This is a genomic window from Spirillospora albida (assembly GCF_000718255.1).
Taxonomy (GTDB): domain Bacteria; phylum Actinomycetota; class Actinomycetes; order Streptosporangiales; family Streptosporangiaceae; genus Spirillospora; species Spirillospora albida.
In genome coordinates this window covers 1-21,154 of the sequence record NZ_JOFJ01000033.1, presented here as the reverse complement: position 1 = coordinate 21,154, position 21,154 = coordinate 1, and the positions used below count along the sequence as shown (strand labels likewise).

The 21,154-nt window shown below is 72.3% G+C and carries 19 protein-coding genes; 7 read left to right on the top strand and 12 right to left on the bottom strand.

The window, feature by feature from the left end; all coding sequences use genetic code 11:
- The first annotated feature begins 391 nt into the window (after window positions 1–391).
- Complete coding sequence (locus IE99_RS0127710; protein WP_030177183.1) at window positions 392–1,417, top strand: TIGR03617 family F420-dependent LLM class oxidoreductase; 1,026 nt, start codon at window positions 392–394, stop codon at window positions 1,415–1,417.
- 13 nt (window positions 1,418–1,430) lie between these two features.
- On the opposite strand, the gene IE99_RS0127705 is transcribed toward IE99_RS0127710, so the two are convergent.
- Window positions 1,431–2,021 carry a TetR/AcrR family transcriptional regulator gene (locus tag IE99_RS0127705; protein ID WP_030177181.1) on the bottom strand — a complete coding sequence of 197 codons (591 nt, stop codon included), beginning with the start codon at window positions 2,019–2,021 and terminating at the stop codon, window positions 1,431–1,433.
- Window positions 2,022–2,047: 26 nt separating this feature from the next.
- Here IE99_RS0127705 and IE99_RS0127700 point away from each other — a divergent pair, with 26 nt between their 5' ends.
- Window positions 2,048–4,459 (top strand): PEP/pyruvate-binding domain-containing protein, encoded by a 2,412-nt coding sequence (locus IE99_RS0127700; protein ID WP_030177179.1) that lies wholly within the window; start codon window positions 2,048–2,050, stop codon window positions 4,457–4,459.
- A 20-nt stretch (window positions 4,460–4,479) separates the two neighbouring features.
- The gene (locus IE99_RS0127695) at window positions 4,480–5,610 is read left to right on the top strand and encodes an Rv3169 family protein (RefSeq protein ID WP_030177177.1); all 1,131 of its coding nucleotides are present in this window, start codon (window positions 4,480–4,482) and stop codon (window positions 5,608–5,610) included.
- Between the two features lie 47 nt (window positions 5,611–5,657).
- Here the strand turns inward: IE99_RS0127695 and IE99_RS0127690 are convergent, their stop codons facing one another.
- Together IE99_RS0127690 and IE99_RS0127685 are read right to left on the bottom strand one after the other, a co-directional pair.
- Window positions 5,658–6,524, bottom strand: a complete 867-nt coding sequence (locus tag IE99_RS0127690) for a potassium channel family protein (protein WP_030177169.1) — start codon at window positions 6,522–6,524, stop codon at window positions 5,658–5,660.
- Between the two features lie 223 nt (window positions 6,525–6,747).
- A complete protein-coding gene (locus tag IE99_RS0127685; protein ID WP_037560199.1) occupies window positions 6,748–8,355 on the bottom strand; it encodes a peptide chain release factor 3 in 1,608 nt (535 codons plus the stop codon).
- Between the two features lie 155 nt (window positions 8,356–8,510).
- On the opposite strand from IE99_RS0127685, the gene IE99_RS0127680 reads away from it, so the two are divergent.
- Window positions 8,511–9,215 (top strand): polyamine aminopropyltransferase, encoded by a 705-nt coding sequence (locus IE99_RS0127680; RefSeq protein ID WP_030177165.1) that lies wholly within the window; start codon window positions 8,511–8,513, stop codon window positions 9,213–9,215.
- Between the two features lie 247 nt (window positions 9,216–9,462).
- Here the strand turns inward: IE99_RS0127680 and IE99_RS0127675 are convergent, their stop codons facing one another.
- Together IE99_RS0127675 and IE99_RS0127670 are read right to left on the bottom strand one after the other, a co-directional pair.
- Window positions 9,463–10,395 (bottom strand): HAAS signaling domain-containing protein, encoded by a 933-nt coding sequence (locus IE99_RS0127675; protein WP_030177163.1) that lies wholly within the window; start codon window positions 10,393–10,395, stop codon window positions 9,463–9,465.
- On the bottom strand, window positions 10,392–10,730 hold the full coding sequence (locus IE99_RS0127670; RefSeq protein ID WP_030177161.1) for a PadR family transcriptional regulator: 339 nt from the start codon (window positions 10,728–10,730) through the stop codon (window positions 10,392–10,394). The genes IE99_RS0127675 and IE99_RS0127670 overlap by 4 nt, the downstream gene beginning before the upstream one ends.
- Before the next feature lie 109 nt (window positions 10,731–10,839).
- On the opposite strand from IE99_RS0127670, the gene IE99_RS0127665 reads away from it, so the two are divergent.
- Entirely contained in the window at window positions 10,840–11,274 is a 435-nt protein-coding gene (locus IE99_RS0127665; protein ID WP_030177159.1) for a pyridoxamine 5'-phosphate oxidase family protein, read from the top strand.
- 136 nt (window positions 11,275–11,410) lie between these two features.
- Here IE99_RS0127665 and IE99_RS32210 read toward each other — a convergent pair whose 3' ends face one another.
- The 5 genes from IE99_RS32210 to IE99_RS0127640 form a co-directional block, all read right to left on the bottom strand.
- Window positions 11,411–11,623, bottom strand: coding sequence for a hypothetical protein (locus IE99_RS32210; protein ID WP_157610525.1), 213 nt, complete (start codon window positions 11,621–11,623; stop codon window positions 11,411–11,413).
- A gap of 61 nt (window positions 11,624–11,684) precedes the next feature.
- Window positions 11,685–12,473, bottom strand: coding sequence for an ABC transporter permease (locus tag IE99_RS0127655; RefSeq protein ID WP_169744496.1), 789 nt, complete (start codon window positions 12,471–12,473; stop codon window positions 11,685–11,687).
- Window positions 12,474–12,481: 8 nt separating this feature from the next.
- Window positions 12,482–13,372: an ABC transporter ATP-binding protein gene (locus IE99_RS0127650; protein ID WP_030177155.1), complete on the bottom strand. Its 891-nt coding sequence runs from the start codon at window positions 13,370–13,372 to the stop codon at window positions 12,482–12,484.
- A gap of 153 nt (window positions 13,373–13,525) precedes the next feature.
- Window positions 13,526–13,894, bottom strand: a complete 369-nt coding sequence (locus tag IE99_RS0127645) for an STAS domain-containing protein (RefSeq protein ID WP_051713413.1) — start codon at window positions 13,892–13,894, stop codon at window positions 13,526–13,528.
- A 62-nt stretch (window positions 13,895–13,956) separates the two neighbouring features.
- The gene (locus IE99_RS0127640) at window positions 13,957–15,204 is read right to left on the bottom strand and encodes a cation:proton antiporter (RefSeq protein WP_037560201.1); all 1,248 of its coding nucleotides are present in this window, start codon (window positions 15,202–15,204) and stop codon (window positions 13,957–13,959) included.
- 268 nt (window positions 15,205–15,472) lie between these two features.
- Between IE99_RS0127640 and nhaA the strand changes: the two genes are divergently transcribed.
- Window positions 15,473–16,864 (top strand): Na+/H+ antiporter NhaA, encoded by a 1,392-nt coding sequence (gene nhaA, locus IE99_RS0127635; RefSeq protein WP_245623369.1) that lies wholly within the window; start codon window positions 15,473–15,475, stop codon window positions 16,862–16,864.
- A 507-nt stretch (window positions 16,865–17,371) separates the two neighbouring features.
- Here the strand turns inward: nhaA and IE99_RS0127630 are convergent.
- Entirely contained in the window at window positions 17,372–17,794 is a 423-nt protein-coding gene (locus IE99_RS0127630) for a MarR family winged helix-turn-helix transcriptional regulator (RefSeq protein ID WP_030177147.1), read from the bottom strand.
- 89 nt (window positions 17,795–17,883) lie between these two features.
- Between IE99_RS0127630 and IE99_RS0127625 the strand changes: the two genes are divergently transcribed.
- Window positions 17,884–18,876, top strand: a complete 993-nt coding sequence (locus tag IE99_RS0127625; RefSeq protein WP_245623368.1) for a quinone oxidoreductase family protein — start codon at window positions 17,884–17,886, stop codon at window positions 18,874–18,876.
- Window positions 18,877–19,265: 389 nt separating this feature from the next.
- On the opposite strand, the gene IE99_RS0127620 is transcribed toward IE99_RS0127625, so the two are convergent.
- Entirely contained in the window at window positions 19,266–20,501 is a 1,236-nt protein-coding gene (locus tag IE99_RS0127620; protein WP_157610524.1) for a coiled-coil domain-containing protein, read from the bottom strand.
- Window positions 20,502–21,154 lie beyond the last annotated feature (653 nt).

Below are 21,154 nucleotides of genomic sequence, written 5' to 3'. Positions count from 1 at the left end.
GGCGGCGGCCAGGGCGGCCAGGCCGGCGGAGGTGAGGTCGTCGCGGTTGACGTGCGAGGGAACCCGCATCAGCGTCTCACGGACGATATGCCCGACCAGGGGGAGGTGGGTGCGGACGGCGGTGTCGATGTCGAACTCGGTGTCGGTGGTGATCGCCGTGTTCGGCATCGTGGTGGCCCCCGGTCCCTTTGGTGTGCTTTCGGGGCGGTTGCCCCGACACCTCGAGAATCCGGTGACGCAGGGTGATGTTCTGGTTTCAATCAGGTGCGGAACGGTTGCACCGCCACCCGTTCCCCTCAAGTCCGCCGATGTCCGGAACCTTCCGCCGGAGCCCTCGGGATGCGAGGCTCTCGCGGGACGCCCGACGGACGCGCGGAACGGAGATCGGCCTGTGAAGCTCGATGTGCAACTGGACGGACGGCCGGACGAGGCGGCGCGGCGCGCCCGCACGCTGATCGCCGCCGGAGTGGACGGCCTGTTCACGTTCGAGGGCCCGCACGACGTCTTCCTGCCGCTGATCGTCGCCGCCGGATCGTCGGACGTCCCGCCCGCCGACCTGATGACCAACGTCGCGATCGCGATCCCGCGCAGCCCGATGCACCTGGCCACCATGGCCTACGACCTGCAGCTGCTGAGCGGGGGCCGGTTCCGGCTCGGGCTCGGCTCGCAGATCAGGCCGCACATCGAGAACCGGTACGGGGCGACCTGGAGCAGGCCCGCGGCCCGGATGCGCGAGGCGGTCCTCGCGGTGAAGGCGATCCTGAACTCCTGGCAGGACGGCACGCGGCTCGACTTCCGCGGCGAGTTCACCAGGCACACCCTGATGCCCGCGACGTTCGTCCCCGGCCCGAACCCGTACGGGGTGCCGCCGGTCCTGCTGGGCGCGCTGGGCCCGGTGATGACCCGGACCGCGGCGGAGGTCGCCGACGGGCTGCTGGTGATGCCGTTCCACAGCCATACGCACTTCCGCGAGCGCACTCTCCCGGCGGTGGCGGAGGGCCTGAAGCTGGCGGGACGCGAGCGGATCGACCTGTACCCGCAGGCGATCGTCGCCATGGGCGACACCCCGGCCGAGATCGAGGCCGCGACGTTCGGCGTGAAGGGGCTCCTGGCGTTCTACGGCTCGACCCCGGCGTACCGGCCCGTCCTGGACATCGAGGGCTGGGGGGACCTGCAGCCCGAACTGAACGCGCTGTCGAAGGCCGGCGACATCATGACGATGATCGGCCTGATCGACGACACGATGACGCGGACCCTGGCGGTCGTCGGGACACCGGCCGAGTGCGCCGCCGAGATCAAGCGCCGGTTCGGCGACGTGGCCGACCGGGTCTGCGCCTACTTCCCCGGCTCCACCCATCCGCCGGAGACGATCGCCGCCCTGGCCACCGAACTGCGGGGACCGGCGGGCTCGCGGTAGCGGCCCGGAGCCGTCAGCCCGCCGTCCCGGCGCCGGCGGGCCGCACCCCGTTGAGGAGGATGCGGGCCGTCGTGCCGACCCACTCCGGGGTGAGGCCGTCGGGACCCCTGGTCAGCGTCGCGGCGAGGGCGGCGCCGATGACCATCTCCAGCATCACGAGGGTGTCCACGCCGCCGTCGAGCTCCCCGCTCTCGACGGCCGCGGCGAGGGTGTCGTCGAGCCCGCGCCATCCCCCGGCGGAGAACCGCTCGAGGAGCCGCCGGTGGATGACGGGGTCGGTCGCGGCCTCGGCGATCAGACCGGGCACGGCGATCCGGGCCAGGGGGGTGGTCAGCAGCTCCGCCGTCCGCCTCACCAGCTCGTGCAGGTCGTCGGCGAACGAGCCGGTCCGGGGCGCGCCGGCGGTCGCGGCGTCCCGGAAGGTCGCCTCGTGGACGAGGTGGGCCTTGCTCGGCCAGCGCCGGTACACCGCGGGCCGGGACGTGCCGGCGCGGTCGGCGATGGCGGCCACGGTCAGGTCGGCGTAGCCGACCTCCGCCAGCAGCTCGGCGGCGGCGGTCAGGACGGCGTCGTCGATACGGGCGTCGCGCGGTCTTCCGGTCATTTCGAGCAGAGTGTAACGTAACCGCCGTGCAGCAGCCCGGGAGCGAGCTCGTCGAGTTGTCGGACGTCGTCGACGCGCGGTACGGCGGCAAGGCCCTCGGCCTCGCGCGGCTCACCGCCGCCGGGTTCTGCGTGCCGCCCGCGTTCGTCATCGCGAACGCCGACGCCGGGCCTCCCGCCGGGCTCGAAGAGCGCCACGCCCGGATGGCCGCCGCGGGCGCGAAGGTCGCGGTGCGCTCCTCGGCCTCCGGCGAGGACGGCGCCGACAGCTCCTTCGCCGGCCAGTACGAGTCGGTCCTCGGGGTGAGCGGATACGACGGGCTCCTCGCCGCGATCCGGCACTGCGCGGCCTCCGCGTCCTCCGAGCGCGCGGCCGCCTACCGGGCGGCCGCGGGCGTCTCCGGCGCGATGCACCTGGTCGTCCAGGAGATGGTGGACGCGCGCGCCGCCGGTGTCGTGTTCACCGCGGACCCGGCGAGCGGACGGCGCGACATCTGCGTCGTCGACGCCGTCCCCGGCCTGGGGGAGTCGCTCGTCGACGGCTCCGCGGCCTCCGACCACTACGAGGTCGACCGCGCCGGACGGATCGTCGACCGCCAGGCCGCGAAGGACCCGGCGCTCGCCGACGACGAGGTCACGGCCGTCGCGGCAGCGGCCCGCGCGGCGGAGGAGCGGTGGGGGACGCCCCTCGACCTCGAATGGGCGATCGACCGGACCGGTGCGATCCACTGGCTCCAGGCCCGGCCGATCACCACCCTGCCCGGCGACCTGAACGAGATGGACAGCGCCGTCGCCGGCGACGACCACGTCTACACCCGGTGCAACATCGGCGAGATGATGCCCGGCGCCTTCTGCCCGCTCACGGCGTCCGTCAGCGGCCGGGCGATCGAGTACGCGATGCAGATGGTCCAGGTCATCGCCGGTTTCCAGGACTCCTACCGGGAGGACCGCTGGCTGCAGCTGGGCTACTTCTCCGGCCACCTGTTCCTGAACATGACCGAGGGCACCGCCCTGAGCGCGGGGATCCTCGGCAACTCCCTCGAGCAGTACTCGCTCTCGATCGCGGGCAGGGTCGTGGACGAGCTGGTCCCGAAACCGCCCAAGCCGTTCGCCCGCCGCCTGGCCAACACCGTCCGGCTGACCGCGTTCGCGCTCTCGGCGGGACGCGCGATCCGCCGCCTCGACCGCGACCTGGCGCGCTTCCAGGCGCCGTCCGCCGACGATCCGGCGGCGCTGCTCGCCGAGCTCGACGCGGCCATCGAGCTCTACAACGCGGCGACGCTCACCCATGTCCGGTCCTCCGCGCGCTCCGCCGTCGCCGCGAACGTCCTGGAGCAGACGCTGACGCGCGAGGCGGTCCGCGCGGGCCGGAGCGAGGACGAGGGCCGCTCCCGGGCCGCCGCGCTGATGGCCGGCGCCAGCGATGTCGAGAGCGCCGTCATGCTGGAGCACCTGGACGACGTGGTCGCCCGGCTGGCCGCGGACCCGGCGGAGGCCGAGGCGTTCCTCGGGCGGGACCCCGCCGAGGCCGTGGACCGGCTGGCCGGAGCCGGCGACCCGACCGGCCGCGCCTTCGAGGAGTTCCTGCGGCGGCACGGCCACCGGGGCTACCGGGAGCTGTGCCTGCGCGACCCGTCGTGGGGCGACGACCCCGGCGGACTCGGCACCATCATGCAGGCCATGCTCCGCGCCCGCCTCCTCCCCGGCGGCACCGTCCGGACGGGCCCGCCGCCGCGCGAGGACGTCCCCCGGGCGGTGCGGGTGATGGCCCGCCTCGCGCGGGCCGGGGCACGCGGACGCGAGGCCACCAAGTCGCGGATGGTCCTGGTCGCCCACCGGCTCGGCCGCGGCTACCGCCGGCTGGGCGAGCGGCTGGCCGCGACCGGCCGGCTGCCCGACGCGGACCTGGTGTTCTTCTTCGACCGGTCGGAGCTGCCGGCCCTCCTGGGCGCCGGCGGCACCGGGGACCTGGTCGCCCGCGCGGAGGCGCGGCGGGCGGCGCTCCCGTTCCAGGCCCGGCTCGAGTTCCCGGACGTCAGCGTCGGCAAGCCCGTTCCCGCCCGGCCCAAGCCCCCGGAAGGGACCGGCGACGGCGTCATCGCCGGGCGCCCCGCGTGCGGCGGCGTCGCCGAGGGGACCGTCCGGGTCGCGACCACGATCGCGCAGGCGCGGGACCTGCGGCCCGGCGAGGTCCTGGTCGCGCCCGTGACGGACGTCGGCTGGACGCCCTACTTCACCCTGATCGCCGCGCTCGTCACCGACATCGGCAGCTCGGTCTCCCACGGCGCCGTCGTCGCCCGCGAGTACGGCCTGCCCTGCGTGGTCAACACCCAGGGCGCCACCCGCGTCCTGCGCACCGGCGACCGGGTCCGGGTCGACGGCGACCGCGGCACCGTGACGCTGCTGGACCCCGCCTCCGCCCCGTCCACCCCCACCTGAAGCGAACCGGAGGTCTCACCGTGCCCGAGGTACCTGGCGTCTTCCCGCTGGACGAGTTCCCCATCCACCAGATCCCCGCCCCCATCGAGTGGGTCGGCAGCGACCGCAACTTCTACGACCGGTCGTACTGGAACGCCCACGACCGCACCGGCGACATCATGCTGATCACCGGGATCGGCTACTACCCCAACCTCGGCACCAAGGACGCGTTCCTCCTCGTCCGCCGCGGCGACGAGCAGACGGCGCTGCACTTCGGCGACCGGCTCGACAGCGACCGGCTCAACCAGCACTGCGGGAACTACCGGCTCGAGGTCGTCGAACCGCTCGCGACGTCCCGGCTGGTCATCGAGGAGACCGAGGGCATCGCGCTCGACCTGACCTGGCGCGGGCTGTTCCCGGCGATCCCCGAGCAGCGCCACGTCATGCGCGCGGAGGGCCACCGCGCGACCCTCGACGCCCAGCGCTTCGCCCAGGTCGGGTCCTGGGAGGGCGCCCTGGTCATCGACGGCCGGGAGTACGACGTCACCCCCGACGTCTGGCGCGGCACCCGGGACCGCTCCTGGGGCATCCGGCCCGTCGGCGAGAGCGAACCGGCGGGCGCCCCCGGCACCCCGCCGTTCGACGGGATGTGGTGGCTCTACGTCCCCATCGCCTTCGACGACTTCGCGATGATCATCATCATCCAGGAGGAACCCGACGGGAACCGCGTCCTCAACGACTGCCGCCGCGTCTGGCCGGACGGGCGGACCGAGCAGCTCGGCTGGCCCATCGTCACCACCGACTACCGGCCCGGCACCCGCACGCCGCTGACGGGGGCCATCGGCTTCCGCCTGCCCGACGGCACCGACGTCCGCGTCGAACTCCAGTCGCTGCTGCCCGTCGCCATCCACGTCGGCGGCGGATACGGCGGCGACTCCGACTGGACCCACGGCCAGTGGCGGGGCGAGGGCTGGAGCGAACGCGTCACCTACGACATGACCGACCCGCAGATCGCCGGACGCGTCCCCTTCGGCCTGACCGACAGCGTCGGCCGCGCCCTGTGGTGCGAAGAGGGCAGGGAGCCGCTCGAAGGGTGGGGCCTGTACGAGCACGGCGTCATCGGCGTCCACCGGCCCTCCGGCTTCCACGACTGGCTCACCAACGCCCCGTGAGGCGTCGGCGCCCGCCGCCGCCGCGCGAACCGGTCCTCGCGCCGGGGTCATCCGTACCCGTGATCGGCGGCGTAGGCGGCGAACACCTCATGCGATGCGCCTCCCGTGCGCAGGAAGCGCTGGTCGAGGACGGTCGCCAGGTCGTCCAGCGCGCCGGCGAGCATCGCGGCGGCCAGGCGGACATCGGCGTCCGGGGCCTTCCGCCCGCGGTCGGCGAGGTCGACGGCGTAGCCGATGCCTGCCGCGAGCGAGGTGCGCGGCTCGCCGTCGTGGAAGAAGTACCCCTCGGCGTACTGGCTGAAGTCGACACGGACGCGGATCACCTCGCCGGTCAGCCCTTCCAGCAGCGCGGCCCCCGCCGGGCCGTCCAGCCGCCGCGCCGAGGGATCGGCCTCCCGGAGCAGCGCCAGCCGCAGCGCCAGAGCCCTGCGGCGGGCGAGCGCCGGGTAGATGCCCAGGACCCAGGAGACGACGGCCGACAGGAGAACGAAGCCGACCAGGGCCTCCAGCGGGGTGATGACGCGGAGCCAGCCGGTGTTGGGGGTGACGTCGCCGAGGCCGAGGGTGGCGACCATGACGAGCGAGACGTACACCGAGTCCAGCAGGTTCGAGCGCGCGGACGGTTCCAGCGCGGACTGGAACGTGAACCCCTCCGGCATGTGCGGCAGGTAGATGAGGGCCCATCCCGCGACGATGGCGGACGCCCACAGCGCCATGACCGCCACCATGCTGAGCGGCCCTACCAGCGCCGCCATCCGCTCGCGCGCCCGGACGCGCCGGGAGCCGTGCCACAGCGCGCTCATCACCAGCCGGCTCGCTCCTCCCCGGCGGGTGGGATGCCAGATCGTGTGGAACAGCTCACGCAAGGTCGCCATGACCAGACCGGCTCCGAGCAGCGACACCAACCCGTACATGCACCTCTCCCGCCCCGGCGAGGCCGGCGATACTCGGCCGATGCGGTCGCATCGAGCAGCGCCCCTGTGCCCTCGCCGCCGCCCGGTATTCCCCGTTCACGCTGCGCCCGAGACCGAGGCGGGCCGGCGCGACAGGACACCACCGCCGTGCAGGGGCGCTCGACGTGACAGCGGAGTCTCGCCGTGCGGTGGGGACGGCCCCACCTGACGGCTCAACCCACAATCAGTCCGGGACGCCCGCGGCGAGCATCGGCGTGAGGGTCAGGCCGGGGTGCTCGCGCTGGACGGCCTGCACCCGCCACTTGTCGACGAACACCGCGACGAGCGAGCCGTCCAGGCCGCGGGTCAGGACCTCGACCCCGCGCCGGCCGTTGAGGGTCTCCGCCGACTCCTTGTCGGTGAGGCGCGCGGTCGAGTAGTCCAGCCGGTTCAGCTCGACGGGGGCGCCGAACTCGCCCTCCATCCGGGCGGCGACCACCTCGAACTGCAGGGGGCCGACCGCCGCCAGCACCGGCGCCTGGTCACCGCGCAGATCGCTGCGCAGAACCTGCACGACCCCCTCGCCGTCGAGCTGGTCGATGCCGCGCCGGAACTGCTTGGCCCGGCCGTTGTCCTTGGCCCGCACCACCATGAAGTGCTCGGGCGCGAACGCCGGGATCGGGGGGAACTCCACCGGCGTCCTCGCGTACAGGGTGTCGCCCACGGTCAGCCCGGAGGTGTTCGGCAGGCCGATCACGTCGCCCGGGTAGGCCGCGTCCACGGTGGAGCGGTCGCGCCCGAAGACCGTCTGCGCGTACTTGGTCGCCAGGGGCCGTCCGGTCGAGGCATGGGTGAGGGTCATGCCGCGCTCGAAGCGCCCCGAGCAGACCCGGATGAACGCCAGCCGGTCGCGGTGCGCCCGGTCCATCCCCGCCTGCACCTTGAACACCTGGCCGGAGAACGGCGCCGACACCGGACGCTCGGCGCCGGAGGCGTCGGCGCGCGCGGACGGCGCGGGCGCCAGCCGGCAGACCGTGTCCAGCAGCGCGCCGACCCCGAAGTTCGGCAGCGCGGCCCCGAACAGCACCGGCGTGCAGACTCCGGCGGTGAACGCCGCCATGTCGAGGGTGGCGCCGATCTCGTCCAGCAGCGCCAGCTCCTCGTTCGCGGTCTTCCACGCCTCGCCCTCTTCGCGGGCGGCCTGCTCGGCGGGGACCCGCTCGGCGATCGCGCGGGTCGCGCCGCCGGGCGTGCGGCGGAACCGGGTGAACGACCCGTCGGCGCGGTCGATCAGGCCGCGGAAGTCCCCGGCGATCCCGACCGGCCAGTTCAGCGGCGCCGGACGCAGCCCGATGCGCTGCTCCACCTCGTCCAGCAGCTCCAGCGGCTCGCGGCCCGGCCGGTCCCACTTGTTGACGAACGTGATGACCGGGATGCCACGGTGCCGGCACACGTCGAACAGCTTCAGCGTCTGCGCCTCCAGGCCCTTGGCGGAGTCGAGCAGCATGATCGCCCCGTCCACGGCCGCCAGCACCCGGTAGGTGTCCTCGGAGAAGTCCGCGTGCCCGGGGGTGTCCAGCAGGTTGAGCAGCGCGTCCCCGTACTCGAACCGCAGCACCGAGGAGGTGATGGAGATCCCGCGCGAGCGCTCGATGTCCATCCAGTCCGACCGCACGCCCTGGCGCCCGGCCTTGCCGTGCACCGCCCCGGCCTGCTCGATCGCCGCCGCGTGCAGCGCCAGCGCCTCGGTCAGCGTCGACTTGCCCGCGTCCGGGTGGCTGATCACCGCGAACGTCCGCCGCCGCGCCGCCTGCTCCACCACGTCCTCCGCCGTGCCCACCACCGCGCTCACCGCTTCCCCCTCACACGGGCCCGTCCCTTCGGGACGGTCCCCGCCGCCGGCTCCGGGTCGAGTGTCGCAGGAGATCGGCGAAGGCGCGCCGCCGCGGTCTAGGCTCGACGCGGCGGACCGCCGTCGATGATGATCACCGGACCATGGGGGACGAGATGGGTGCACTGTTCGAGGAGCTCGACTGGCGCCCGACCGCCAAGGGCGCCATCAGCCTGAGACGCCGGCGCGACCCCCTCCTGGGCGTCGACGTCCACGAGATCAAACTCGACGACGAGTTCCTCATGTCGAGCGCCTGGACGGCCGGCGAGATCGAACTCGCCCGGCTCGGCCTGGACGCCCTCGACGGCACCGGCCTCGACGTCGTCGTCGGCGGGCTCGGCCTCGGCTACACCGCCGGCGCCGTCCTGGACAGGCCCGGGGTGCGCTCGCTCATCGTGGTGGAGGCGCTCGCCGAAGTGATCGAGTGGCACCGCAGGCGGCTGGTCCCGCTGGGCGAGCGGCTGACGGCCGACGAACGCTGCCGCCTGGTCCACGGCGACTTCTTCGCCATGGCCGGGGAGCCGTCCGGCTTCGGCCCGCAGCGGTTCCACGCCGTCCTGCTCGACATCGACCACTCGCCCCGCCACGTCCTCGACCCGGGCCACGCGTCCTTCTACCGGCGCGGGCCGCTGAGCGTCCTGGCCGCGCAGATCCACCCCGGCGGCGTCTTCGCCCTCTGGTCCAACGAGCCCCCGGACGACGACTTCACCGCCCTGCTCGCCGACGTCTTCGCCGAGGCGGACGCCCACGTCGTCGAATTCGCCAACCCCGTCCAGGGCGGCACCGCGACCAACACGGTGTACGTGGCGCGCACCCCATAAGCCCGGGCCCGGTACTCGGCGGAACCGATACCCAGGGGCGGATCAAGGAGATCCCCGATGGCCGGGCCGCGGACGCCCGCCGGAGAGGTCAGTTCACCTGCCGGTGAGAAGACAGAGCCCAAGACGGCGGTCGGATACCTCGGATGACGAGTTCAGGATTGATCAGGTACATGCGGTACACCAGGTCGCGGAAGCCGTCATGGTGCTCAGCCTGGTCCGATCGGTGAGAGGTCGGCGGGGCTCCGCGTCAGTTGCGGGCCTGGCGGAAGCAGCCGACCACTTCGCTCACGCTGACGGCGAGGACGACTAGGATCGTGCTGATGTAGAGGGAGTCGGGGACCGTCCAGCCCTTGCCGTCGTTGACGGTGGCGAGGAAGTCGGGGTTGAACAGCGCTTGCCGGTGGAGGACCCAGATCAGGGAGAAGGCGAAGACGGCCTCGGCGGCGGCGTAGACGGCGGCGAGGGGAACGGTCCAGCGGTGCACGGCGACCCGGACCAGTTCGCACAGCGCGGTGCCCGCCAGACCGGCGAGGATCGGCCAGATCCAGCCCGACCACAGGGCCGGGTCGAGGACCGGCATGCGGTCGCCGTCCGCGTCGTAGGGCTCGGCGACGTGCTGCCAGATGATCAGCGCGAGCAGCGCCGTGCTCAACGCGGCGGAGGCGAGGACGCCGCGGCTCGCCTCCGCGGACCGCGGGGCGTCGGGCAGATCGTCGGGCGTCCAGCTCTGGGTGCCTCGGAACAGGCGGTCGAGGGAGCGGGAGCGCTCCACCACGGCGAAGACCCCGGTGAGCCAGGCGATCATCTGGGCACCGACGGTGAGCAGTGCGCCGATGCCGGTGCCGATCGCCGAGGCGACGCCGCCGCCGTTGAGGACCTCGACCGCCATGGACGCGGCGACGACCACCGGCAGCACGCCGCCCAGGAGGACCTTCAGCGTCCGGACGTACGCCGGGTAGAGGCCGGGGCCGATCAGCGCGAGCGGCCGGTCGGCGTAGCGGGCGGCGAGGCGGATCGGGTCGCCCATCTCGGTGACCACCTCGCGTTCGGTCGCACCGCGCGCCTCGACGGTGTCGGCGATCACGGCGCGCAGCTCCTCGGCGACGTCGTCGCGCTGGTCGGCGGGGATTCGCCGGACGACCTCGTGAACGTAGCGCTCGGTCAGGGTGTTCGCATTCATGGCTTCTCTTCTGTCAGTCGGGAGATCGAGGCGACGAGGTCGCGCCATTCGTCCACCAGGCCCGCACGCACCCGGGAGCCCTCGGGGCTGACCCGGTAGAACTTCCGCGGCCGGGACTCGTCGGTGTTCCACTCGCTGGTGAGCAGCCCTTGCTTCTCCAGCCGGCGCAGCAACGGGTAGAGGGTGTTGCCGTCGACGGAGACACCCGCGTCGTTGAGCGTCTCCAGCAGCGCGTAGCCGTACTGCGGCTCCCTGAGCAGTGCCAGGCAGGCCAGCACGACGGTGCCGCGGCGCAGCTCCTGGGCCTGGGCCCGGACCAGTTCCTCAGCCGACATGATCACACTATAGTGTGTGCCGCACACTAATGTCCATCATCTGCCGACTCGGGTGCTCTTGGCCGTCGGCGCGGTGTCGTCCATGGTGGGTCATGGGAGAGGAGTCGTGATGACCCTGGCGATGAGCGCGGACGAACGGGAGACCTTCCTGGCCGGCGTCCATGTGGGCGTCCTGAGCGTGGCCGATGAGGCGGGCCGCGCACCGCTGTCCGTACCGGTCTGGTACCTGTACGAGCCCGGCGGCGACATCGCCTTCATCACCGCCCGGGACAGCCGCAAGATGGACCTGGTCCGGAAGGCGGGCCGGGTGAGCCTGGTGGCGCAGGACGGGGAGCCGCCCTATCGGTACGCCTCGGTGGAAGGCCCCGTCGTGGCGATCCAGGACCCCGCACGACCGGACGACCGCAGAACGATGGCCGAACGCTACCTGGGCGCCGAGAACGCCGCCCGGTACCTGGCGTCCACGCAGGATGTCGCCGACACGATGGTCATGGTCCGCTTCCGTCCGGAGCACTGGTACACCCGCGACTACACCGAGCGCTGAGCGGCCCGCGCCCGACCACATCCAGCCACGGAGCATCCACAGTCAGGAACGCCCGAGCGCGCCAGCCGACATGGACGTGGCGACCGTATTCCGGTATCTGTCTGACGCCTGCTCGCTTGAGCCCACCGTTCCGGGGTCATCCGTATCCGTGGTCGGCGGCGTAGGCGGCGAACACCTCTTGCGATGTGCGGACGGTGTGCAGGAAGCGCTGGCCGAGGGTGGTGGCGAGGTCGTCCAACGCGCCGGCGAGCACCGTGGAGGCCAGGCGCACATCGGCATCTGCGGCCTTCCGCCCGCGGTCGGCGAGGTCGACGGCGTGGTCCTTCCAGCAGCGTGGCCCACACTGCACCGTCCAGCCGCGGTGCCGCGGGCAGGCGACGCAGGGCGCTGACGAGGTCGCGCCGGGCCGGTCAGCGTAGGTCGCGCCGCTGGAAGAGGACCCATCCGGCGGTGAACAGCAGCGCCGAGAGCAGGAAGGGCAGCCAGAGGGCGGTGGGGGCGACGCCTTGGGCGAGCGGGTTGCGGTCGAGGTACCAGTGCCAGGGGCTGACCTCCCGCAGGGGCCCGGCGGTCGAGGCGGGGGTGATGAGGCTGTGCAGGAGGTATCCGGCGGCGGCGAAGGAGCCGGTGACAGCGGTGGCGGAGCCGCGGCGGCCGGTGGCGGCGCCGATGGCGTAGGCAAGGGTCAGATGCAGCGCGCCGAGCGCGTACAGCGCCGCCGAGGCGGTGAGGATGCGGCCGAGCGGGATGCCGGCGGCGGCGTCGAACAGCGGGGCGAGCGCGATGAGCGCGAGGGTGAACCCGGCGACGAGGACGGCGAGCATGCCGGCGGCGGCGAGGTAGCGCTCGGCGGCGACGCGGCCGCGGGTGACGGGCTGGGCCAGAAGGTGTTCCAGGGTGCCGTCCTCTTCGGCGCCGGCGATGGCGCGTGCTCCGGTGCCGATGCCGAACACCAGCATGATGACGGGGACGACAGTGGAGTACAGGCGGGCGTTGAGGAAACCGGCGGGCGAGGTGAGCGAGACGGTCTCCTGGTAGCCGATCATGCCTTTGACGGCGTCGGGCAGGTCGCGCATCAGGTCGTCGACCGACTGCTGGTCCTTCAGGGAGGGATAGAGGGAGACCGTCAGCAGGACCAGCCCGATGAGACCGATGATCCACCAGAGCAGGGCGCGGCGGCGGTCGGTGACCGCTCGCATCGTGACGATCATGAGGCGTCCCTGTAGTAGCCGAGGAACACCTGTTCAAGGTCGGTGTCGTGCGTGGTGATCCGCACCACCTCGTGGGCGGCGGCGGCTCTGACGACGTGTGCGGCCGAGCCCTCGACGACCAGGCGCACGGTGGTGTCGACGGCGCTGGCCTCCACGACGCCGGGGACGGAGCGGAAAGCGGCGGGGTCGGGTGGGGTCGCGAACGACAGGTCGATGCGCTGGCGGGCCCGGCGGCGCAGCTCGTCGACGCTCGCGACGGTGACGACGCGTCCGGTGCGCAGGATCGCGACCCGGTCGGCGAGCAGTTCCACCTCGGGCAGGACGTGGCTGGACAGCAGCACCGTCGCGCCGCCGTCGGCGGTCTCGCGGACCAGCCGCTGGAACTCGTGCTGCAGCAACGGGTCCAGGCCGGAGGTCGGCTCGTCCAGGATCAGCAGGTCGGGCCGGTGGGCGAACGCCGCGACGATGCCGGCCTTGCGGCGGTTGCCGGTGGACAGCTGCCCGGTCGGCCGGCCCGGGTCGAGGTCGAACCGCTCCAGCAGGCCGTCCACGTGCGCACGGTCGTAGCCGCCGTGCAGTTTCCCGTAGAAGGCCAGCAGGTCACCGGTGGTGTAGCGGGGATCGATGCGCAGCTCGGCGGGCAGGTACCCGATCCCGGCGCGGACCGCGGGGTCGCCGCCGCTGCCGCCCAGCACCTGGCAGCGTCCCGAGGTCGGGCGCAGGAAGTCCAGCAGCAGCCGGATCGTCGTGGTCTTGCCCGCGCCGTTGGGGCCGAGGTAACCGAACACCTCCCCGCGTGCGACCCGCAGATCCAGCCGGTCCAGGGCCAGCAGGGAACCGAAGCGCTTGGTGAGCGCCTCGGTGAGAATGGCGGGATGGTCGGGCATGGCGTCTCCCGGGTCGTGACGGACGAACCATGCCGACCAGACTTCCCGGCGCACCTTCACCGACCGTAACACCGGCCGGATCCCCCTACCAGGGCATGCAGGCGGCGGGAACGGCCGTGTCCCCGGGGTCGCCGGGCACGGGCGCGGCTCGGTTCAGGGTGACGGCGGGGGCCGGTCAGGCAGGGCGTCCAGGATCTCCAGTTGGGTGTCCAGCCCGGTGATGTGCAGCAGTCCGGCCATGCGCGGGGCGGGGTTCAGCAGCACCATGCGACCGCCGAGGTCCTTGATCCGTTTCCATGCGATGACGAGCCGGCGCAGGCCGGAGGAGTCGCAGAACTCCAATTCGGACAGGTCCACGGCCAGGTGCGGCGGGGTGTGCCAGCGGGTCGCCTCGGCGAGGCGGTCGCCCAGGACGTCGGCGTTGGAGAAGTCCACCTCACCGGTGACCGTCACCACCGGCCAGCCACCGCGCCGTCCGAGGCTGAAGCCGGTCCCGTCCGGGGAGGGGTCGGATGGAGTCATCGGTGATCCTTTGCTGGACGGCGTGCCCCGGGGGCATGGCGGCGGCGCGGTGAGCCGGTCGGTCACGAGGTGTCGTTCTCCGAGGTGTCGGAGGTGGATTTCGTCCGGGACCGGCCGATCCGCAGCGGGCCGTGCCAGGAGGGGACTTCGCGTTCGTCGTCGAAGCCGCGGGCGACGACGACGTCGGTGGAGGAGTGCGCCAGGATCGACAAGACGATGGTGACGGCGACCAGGTGGAAGATCTTTTCGGCGTCCGGGATGCCCGACTCCAGCACCAGCAGCCCGTACACCACCGAGGCGAATCCCTTGGGGCCGAACCACATCACCGCGCCCTGCTCGCGTGGGCTCAGCCCGGACCGCAGGAACGACACCCAGATCGCCAGCGGCCGGGCGAGCACCAGCGCGAGTACCGCGAACACCCAGCCGCGCCAGCCGACATCACCCAGGAACGCCGGTGAGATCAGTGCGCCGAACACCAGCAGCGCGGCGAGCTTGAGCAGTTCGGCGACCAGTTCCCCGAACTCCTCGAACGCCTCCCGGTGCTGGTCGCCGATGGTGGCCACGGTGATGCCGGCGGCGAAAGCGGCCAGGAACAGGTTGCCGTGGGTGGCCTGGCCGAGGGCCAGGACCAGCAACCCGATCGCGACCGCGTTCAGCGGCTCGTACTTGGGCGCGATCGCGAACAGCCGGGTGCGCTCCAGCATGATCGCCGCCCATGGCACCGCCACTCCGATGACCAGGCCGAGCGCCAGTTCGGCGCTCAGTTCGCCCACGTGCAGGTCCTCGCTGCCCTGGGCGATCGCCAGGAACACCACCACGAACGGCAGGATCAGCCCGTCGTTGACGCCGGACTCCACGTTCAGCAGGTGCCGCAACCTGGGCGGCACCCGGTCGTTGCCGACCAGCGCGGCGGCGAACACCGGGTCGGTGGGGGTGAGGACCGCCGCGATCAGCAGCGCCTGGATCCAGCTGAGCCCGATGACGTAGTGCGCCAGGACGGCCGTCACCAGCAGCGTCAGCGGCAGCCCCCAGCCCAGTGCCCGGCCGGGCAGCCGCCAGGCCGCGCGCAGGTCCTGCCAGCCGGCGTGCATGCCGTCGGTGAACAGCACCGCGAACAGCGCCAGCTCGGCCAGGGTGTACACCATGCCGTCGCCCGGCTCCAGCGACACCACGCCGGTGACACCCTCACCGAGCAGGAACCCGCCGACCAGGAACAGCGCGGCGGTGGACAGGATCGTCCGATTGGCCAGGCTGGACACCAGCACGGCCAGCAACAGCAGGCCCGCGAACGCGGTCAGCAGAATCGTCATGAGCGTGCTGGTCACCTCTTCGGAGACGGAAAACACCATCGCCGACCAGACTTCCCGGCACACCAATCGATGACCCTAGCGGGATATCGGTGCCTTCGCACCAGGCCGTCACTGCGGACGCGCCGCACGTCGGCGGCAGATCCGGCGCGTCCCGGAGCCGGTCACCGTGCGCGGGCCGCCGCGGCGGGACATCGGCGGTCCAGCGGCGGCGCCGGCCCTACACCGCCCACGTGCGGCCGTGATCCATTGCACCGATAAAGTGGAAGTGGTGTGCCGGGAAGTCTGGTCGGCGTTCTATCCGCCATTCGCCGACCGGAGGCTGATCATGGGCGCCCATCCCGGAGCACCGAAACGGCGCGTGCTGTTCCCCCGGGGGACGTGGCCCGAGGCCCGCCGGATCGGCGAGGTCCTGCGGACCGAGACCGTCGGCGGCGCGCTCCTGCTGGCGGGTGCGGTGATCGCGATGGTGTGGGCGAACTCCCCGTGGGCGTCCTCCTACACCTCGCTGCAGGAGATCACGGTCGGCCCGCACGCGCTGCATCTGGACCTGACGCTGGCGACCTGGGCCGCCGACGGCCTGCTGGCGATCTTCTTCTTCGTCGCCGGCCTGGAACTCAAACGCGAGTTCATCGCCGGAGACCTGCGCGATCCACGGCGCGCGGTCGTGCCCGTCGTCGCGGCATGCGGCGGGGTGATCGTCCCAGCGGTGCTGTTCCTCCTCCTCCTCACCGCCGGCACGTCCGGGGCCTGGCGGGGGTGGGCGATCCCGACCGCGACCGACATCGCCTTCGCCCTGGCCGTCCTGGCCGTCCTGGGCCGCTTCCTGCCCACCGCACTGCGCACCTTCCTGCTCACCCTGGCCGTCGTGGACGACCTCATCGCGATCGTCATCATCGCGCTGTTCTACACCGCCGACCTGGCCGCACTGCCGCTGATGGCGGCGCTGGTCCCGCTCGCGGCGTTCACGCTGCTTGTGCGGCGGCGGGTGCGAGCCTGGTGGCTGCTGCTGCCGCTCGCGGTCGCCACGTGGGCGCTCGTGCACGCCTCGGGCGTGCACGCCACCGTCGCCGGAGTCCTGCTCGGCTTCGCCGTCCCCGTCCTCGGCGCCAGCAGCGAGGCCGAGACCGGCGACAGCCTCGCCGAACATTTCGAACACCGGTTCCGCCCCCTGTCGGCCGCCGTCGCGGTCCCGGTGTTCGCGCTGCTGTCGGCGGGCGTGGCCATCGGTGGCCTGTCGGGCCTCGGCCAGGCGCTGAGCGATCCGATCGCCCTGGGGGTCCTGGTCGGGCTCGTCGTCGGCAAGCCGCTGGGCATCATGGCGGCGACCTGGCTGATGGCCAGGTTCACCCGCGCCGAACTCGACGACGGCCTGGCCTGGACCGACGTGCTCGGCCTTGGCCTGCTCGCCGGCATCGGATTCACCGTCTCCCTGCTCATCGGCGACCTGGCGTTCAGCGCCGACGGCCAGACCACCGACCTGATCAAGATCGCCATCCTCACCGCGTCGCTCACCGCGACCATTCTGGCCGGAATCCTGCTTCGCACCCGCAACCAGATCTACCGCCGCATCCACAAGGCCGAGACCGTCGACCTCGACCACGACGGTGTCCCCGACGTCTACACCAGCCCCGTCCAACGTCTCCCTGGGGCAGAGCAATGAATCGGCACAAAATTCCTGCCCATGCTCTCGCTGTGCCCGCCTTCGCCAGCCTGTCGGGCGGGGTACGCAGGACCGGTGGTGTCGGCGTGCTCGCCGTCGCCCGTGCCTGTCAATCGCTTCCTTCGCCGCCGTGATGAGAGGCGTGCCCGGAACAGCTCACCTCTGGGACTCTCGGTCCGGCTCTACGGCGGGGACGAGCCCCGGTGTTGATCGCCGATCCCAGGGAGTTGCGGACATCGGGCAGCGCGGCCCGCCCGATCCTCTCGCTCAACTCGTCCTAGGTCGGGAGGAACGTTCAGTCGTGAAGGAGCTGCTGGCGGGACCTGGGTCAAGCTGGGACACGTTCGGGAGAGGCGGGGCCAAGTCGGCGCGTCTCCCGGCACGTATCGCAGTCGTTGCGGCAGTGCAGGGCAGCACCGCAGCGTGACGGCGAACAAGCTGACACTGCGGCGCCGGCACCCATGAAGCCGTTGGATCCACCTTGATCGGGCGGGCCGCAGGGGCGTGTCAGCCCAGTGCTTTTCGCAGCAGCGCCGTCAACTGGTCCTGTTCGTCGGGGGAGAGGCGTCCGACCGCCGTGCGAGCGAAGGTGAAGGCTGTCGCGAACCGTTGGTTGACGTCGTCTCCTCGGGGGGTTCGCGTGACGAGCCGTGCGCGGCGGTCCTGGGGATTCGGCTCGCGGACCACGAGGCCGAGCGCTTCGAGACGCACGACGATCTGGGTGATGTTGGACGCATCGCAGCCGAGCTCCTCGGCCAGGGCGCCCATGCCGCGCCGCTCATCAAGTCGCCCGAGCACACATGCCTGCGCCGGGCTGAGCGACAGCTCGGCCGCGGCCGCCTCGTAGGCGCGGTCGTAGACGTCGACCAGGTCGAACAAGACGGCCTCGGCCTCGGACGAGGTGGTCCCGGGTCTGTTCGGCAGCGCCATGGCTCCCAGTCTAGAGAATTTGCTTGATTCACTCAAGCAACCATGATGCAATGGTCCTTGAGTCACTCAAGTAAAATCATGGAGGGCCGATGGACGGCAGAGTTCAGGACGCATCGGGCGGCGCGGGCGTGGTGCCGCAGATGAACGCGGTCGTCCTTGACCGATTCGGCGGAATCGACGAACTCTCGTCGCGCCGGATACCGCTCCCGGAGGTCGGCGACGACGACGTCCTCATCCGGGTGGAGTACGCAGGGGCCGCGTCCTGGGACGCGGTCGAGCGGGAGGGGCACTACGACGGCGTTTTCGGCGTCGCGTCGACCTTCCCCTATGTCCTCGGCTGGGACGCGGCGGGCACGGTGGCCGCGGTCGGGCGCAACGTCACCCGGTTCGAGCCGGGCGAGCGTGTCTACGCTGCGACGATGCCGGTGCCGCGCGGCGGCTTCTACGCCGAGTACGGCGTCGTTGAGGCGGAGTTCGTGGCGCGCGTGCCCGACCGGATGCCGACCGAACAGGCCGGCGCGATGGCCTGGGACGCCCTGACCGCGCTGAGCGGCCTGGATCTGCTCGGCCTGCGGCCGGACGACACGCTCATGGTCTTCGGGGCCAGCGGGGGTGTCGGGCACATGGCCGTGCAGCTGGCGCGGCACAGCGGCATCCGAGTGCTGGCCGTGGCCTCTGGTGACGACGGGGTCGCCCTGGCCCGGCGGCTGGGCGCCGACGACGCCATCGACGGCCGCAAAGTCGATGTGCTGGCTGCGGCATCGGAGTTCGCGCCAGGCGGACTCGACGCGGCTCTGGTCACCGCGGGAGGGGAGACAGCCGAGCGATCTCTTCGCGCGGTCAAGGACTCGGGGCGGATCGCATGGCCGAACGGTGTGGTGCCCGATCCCGCGGCGTCACCGGCCGCGAAGGTGTCCCACTACGACGGGGATCGCACCGCCACCGACCGGCTGAACGCGATCATCGAAGCGAGCTCCTTCGAGGTCCACGTCGCCCGGACCTTCCCGTTGGAGCGAGTCAAGGACGCGCATCGCGCCCTGAACGAGCACTACGTCGGGAAACTGGCTCTCAAGATCGGATAGGACGCGGCGACAAGCGGCCCGAGGCTCGTGCCGTCAACGGCATCGCCGCGCAGCCCAAGTGCTTGGCGTGGAAACGACCTTTGAAGGCGTTGTGGGCTGGGCCGTCCACGGCCAGCAGGGCGGGCAGCGCGTCGCGCGGCAGGGTTCCGAGGCTGGCGTCCATGCCGGCGGCGGTGAACACGATCGCCGCGCGGGCCAGGTTGCGCTGTTTCTCGGAGATGGCCCGCGCGGATCGCCTTGCTGGTGCAGCCGGTTGAGGGTGTCGAACGGCCCTTGACCGACCGACCGATCGGCGGCCTGCGGCCGGGCCCAGCTGCGTAACGCCTGGTTCCGGCTGGCTTACGGCTTGTGTCCCAGCGGCGGCGGTTGTACCAGGATGGGGCGGGAGCTCACCGGCCCTTCTCCTCGTCGGCCGTGGCCACGGGTCCTGCGGCGTCCGCTGCGGTCGGCCGCCTGGCGGCGGGCTGCTCGCCGGCCTGGGTGCGGGGCGCCGCCAGCGCGGCGCGTAGTTCCTCGATCACCTCGGCGGCCTGGTCGGCGCGGGCGACAGCACGGTCGGCTCGGGTGGTGGCCTCGTCGGCGCGGCGGGCGTCCTGTTCGGCGCGCCGTGCCGCGGCGTCGGCGCGTTCCTCCGCGCGGTCGACGCGCGTCTCAAGGGCATCGGCGCGGGCGGTCGCGGCGGCGGCCTGGGTGAGTGCTGTCTGCCGCTCGGTCTCGGCCTCGGCCAGTCGGCCCCGCACCTGGGCGAGCTCGTGTTCGGTCTGCTCGCGGGCGGCGTCGGCGTGCGCGGCGCGCTCGGCCGCGGCGATGGTGCGATCGCGCTGGTCGGCCAGGTCGGCGCGCGCGGTGTCGCGTTCCCGGGTGAGGCGGGCGAGGTCCTGGTGCAGTCGGTCGATCTCGGCGTGCGCGTCGCGCAGCTGCTGGTGCGCCGTGGTCAGCTGGTCGTGGGCCGCGGCGGCGTTCTGCTCGGCGATCTTCAGCAGGTGCCGTGCGGCGGCCTCGTTCTGCTCGGCGGTGGCGCGGGCCTGCTGATCCCGGCCGCTCTGCTCGCGGGCGGCGTCGGCCAGCGCGCGCTGGTGGCGGAGGCGTTCCTCGGCCTCGGCCACCCGGGCGTCGCGGTCCAGGGCGGCCCGGTCGGCGTCCTGGCGGGCCTGCGCGGCGCGGCCGGCGGCGAGCTTGGCGCGTTCTTCGGCCGCTTCGGTGTCGCGGCGGGCCTGTTCGGCAGCGGCGGTGGCGGTGGCCTCGCGGGCCAGGGCGTTGGCGACCTCATCGGCCAGTCGCGCCTGAAGGGCCCCGGTGTGCTGGGCCAGCGCGGTCACCAGCGGAGCCAGCGCGTCGATCTCGGCGCGCAGCGTGCCCGCCGCGGCGGCGTCCTGGGAAGCGCGGCGCTCGCGGGCCTTGTAGTGGTCGGTGCGGTGCCCGGGGCTGCAGTAGCGGGCGTCGCTGCGGGCGCGAAGCGGAATGGGGCGGCCGCAGTGGACGCAGGGGCGGCGGCCAGCGGCCTCGGTCTGCTCGGTGCGCGCGGCGACCGCGGCGGGACCGAGGTCGTCGCCGGGGACCGGGCCGTCCGGGAGCCCGCCGGAGTCCGCCCCGGAGCCCCCGGCTTGATCGTCGATGGTCATCACGCGACGAGCATATCGTATCCGTTCGAAGAACGGATAACGGAACGGAACGGAACGAGTAAGTCGATCAACCATTGCCATCACAGAATGCTGATTCTGTGAGATACGGATCCCGTGGCCAGCGCTGGATGGGCGGCGACATCACTCCGGCTGTCGTGTCCCGCTACAGGTGGCCCCCAGTCCCGGCGGTGTTCTTCCGAACGTGACCCCAGGGCCAAAGTGGCGGACTCTGCGCAGGTCACGGCGCGTACACGGCTTACGTTGCCCGCGCGGGGCCGCTTCGGGCGCGGTCGGGTCTAATGAAACCGGGCTGGTCAGGGCGGGTGTCCGGCGGCCGTGCGCCCCGGTCACCAGTCGGGTTTGGACACTATGTCGAGTGGCCCGTCACGCTCTGCTCGTTGGTGGCGTGGGCCACGTTCGGGAGAAGAACGCCAGCACGCCCAACCTAAGCTGCCAGCGTCGCGGCGCGAAGAGCCCCACCAAAGGCCGGGAGATGACGGGGGAGAGTCATGGACGAGTTTGCCGCCCCGCAAGAGTTGATCACGGGTATCGGCTGGGGGGCTTCCCCCCGAGATGTGGACACCGGTTTCATGCGGCGGCGGTCAGGTTACCTGTGGTGTTCTCGTAGTTGATGGGTGAGGTGTGGCCGAGGCGCG

What these genes read in the sequence shown, in the direction of transcription:
- IE99_RS0127705 (WP_030177181.1), bottom strand. Translation starts at nt 2,021, where the DNA reads ATGACCGGAAGACCGCGCGACGCCCGTATCGACGACGCCGTCCTGACC.
- IE99_RS0127690 (WP_030177169.1), bottom strand. Translation starts at nt 6,524, where the DNA reads ATGTACGGGTTGGTGTCGCTGCTCGGAGCCGGTCTGGTCATGGCGACC.
- IE99_RS0127680 (WP_030177165.1), top strand. Translation starts at nt 8,511, where the DNA reads ATGGGTGCACTGTTCGAGGAGCTCGACTGGCGCCCGACCGCCAAGGGC.
- IE99_RS0127675 (WP_030177163.1), bottom strand. Translation starts at nt 10,395, where the DNA reads ATGAATGCGAACACCCTGACCGAGCGCTACGTTCACGAGGTCGTCCGG.
- IE99_RS0127670 (WP_030177161.1), bottom strand. Translation starts at nt 10,730, where the DNA reads ATGTCGGCTGAGGAACTGGTCCGGGCCCAGGCCCAGGAGCTGCGCCGC.
- IE99_RS0127665 (WP_030177159.1), top strand. Translation starts at nt 10,840, where the DNA reads ATGACCCTGGCGATGAGCGCGGACGAACGGGAGACCTTCCTGGCCGGC.
- IE99_RS0127655 (WP_169744496.1), bottom strand. Translation starts at nt 12,473, where the DNA reads ATGCGAGCGGTCACCGACCGCCGCCGCGCCCTGCTCTGGTGGATCATC.
- IE99_RS0127650 (WP_030177155.1), bottom strand. Translation starts at nt 13,372, where the DNA reads ATGCCCGACCATCCCGCCATTCTCACCGAGGCGCTCACCAAGCGCTTC.
- IE99_RS0127645 (WP_051713413.1), bottom strand. Translation starts at nt 13,894, where the DNA reads ATGACTCCATCCGACCCCTCCCCGGACGGGACCGGCTTCAGCCTCGGA.
- IE99_RS0127640 (WP_037560201.1), bottom strand. Translation starts at nt 15,204, where the DNA reads ATGACGATTCTGCTGACCGCGTTCGCGGGCCTGCTGTTGCTGGCCGTG.
- IE99_RS0127630 (WP_030177147.1), bottom strand. Translation starts at nt 17,794, where the DNA reads ATGGCGCTGCCGAACAGACCCGGGACCACCTCGTCCGAGGCCGAGGCC.
- IE99_RS0127625 (WP_245623368.1), top strand. Translation starts at nt 17,884, where the DNA reads ATGGACGGCAGAGTTCAGGACGCATCGGGCGGCGCGGGCGTGGTGCCG.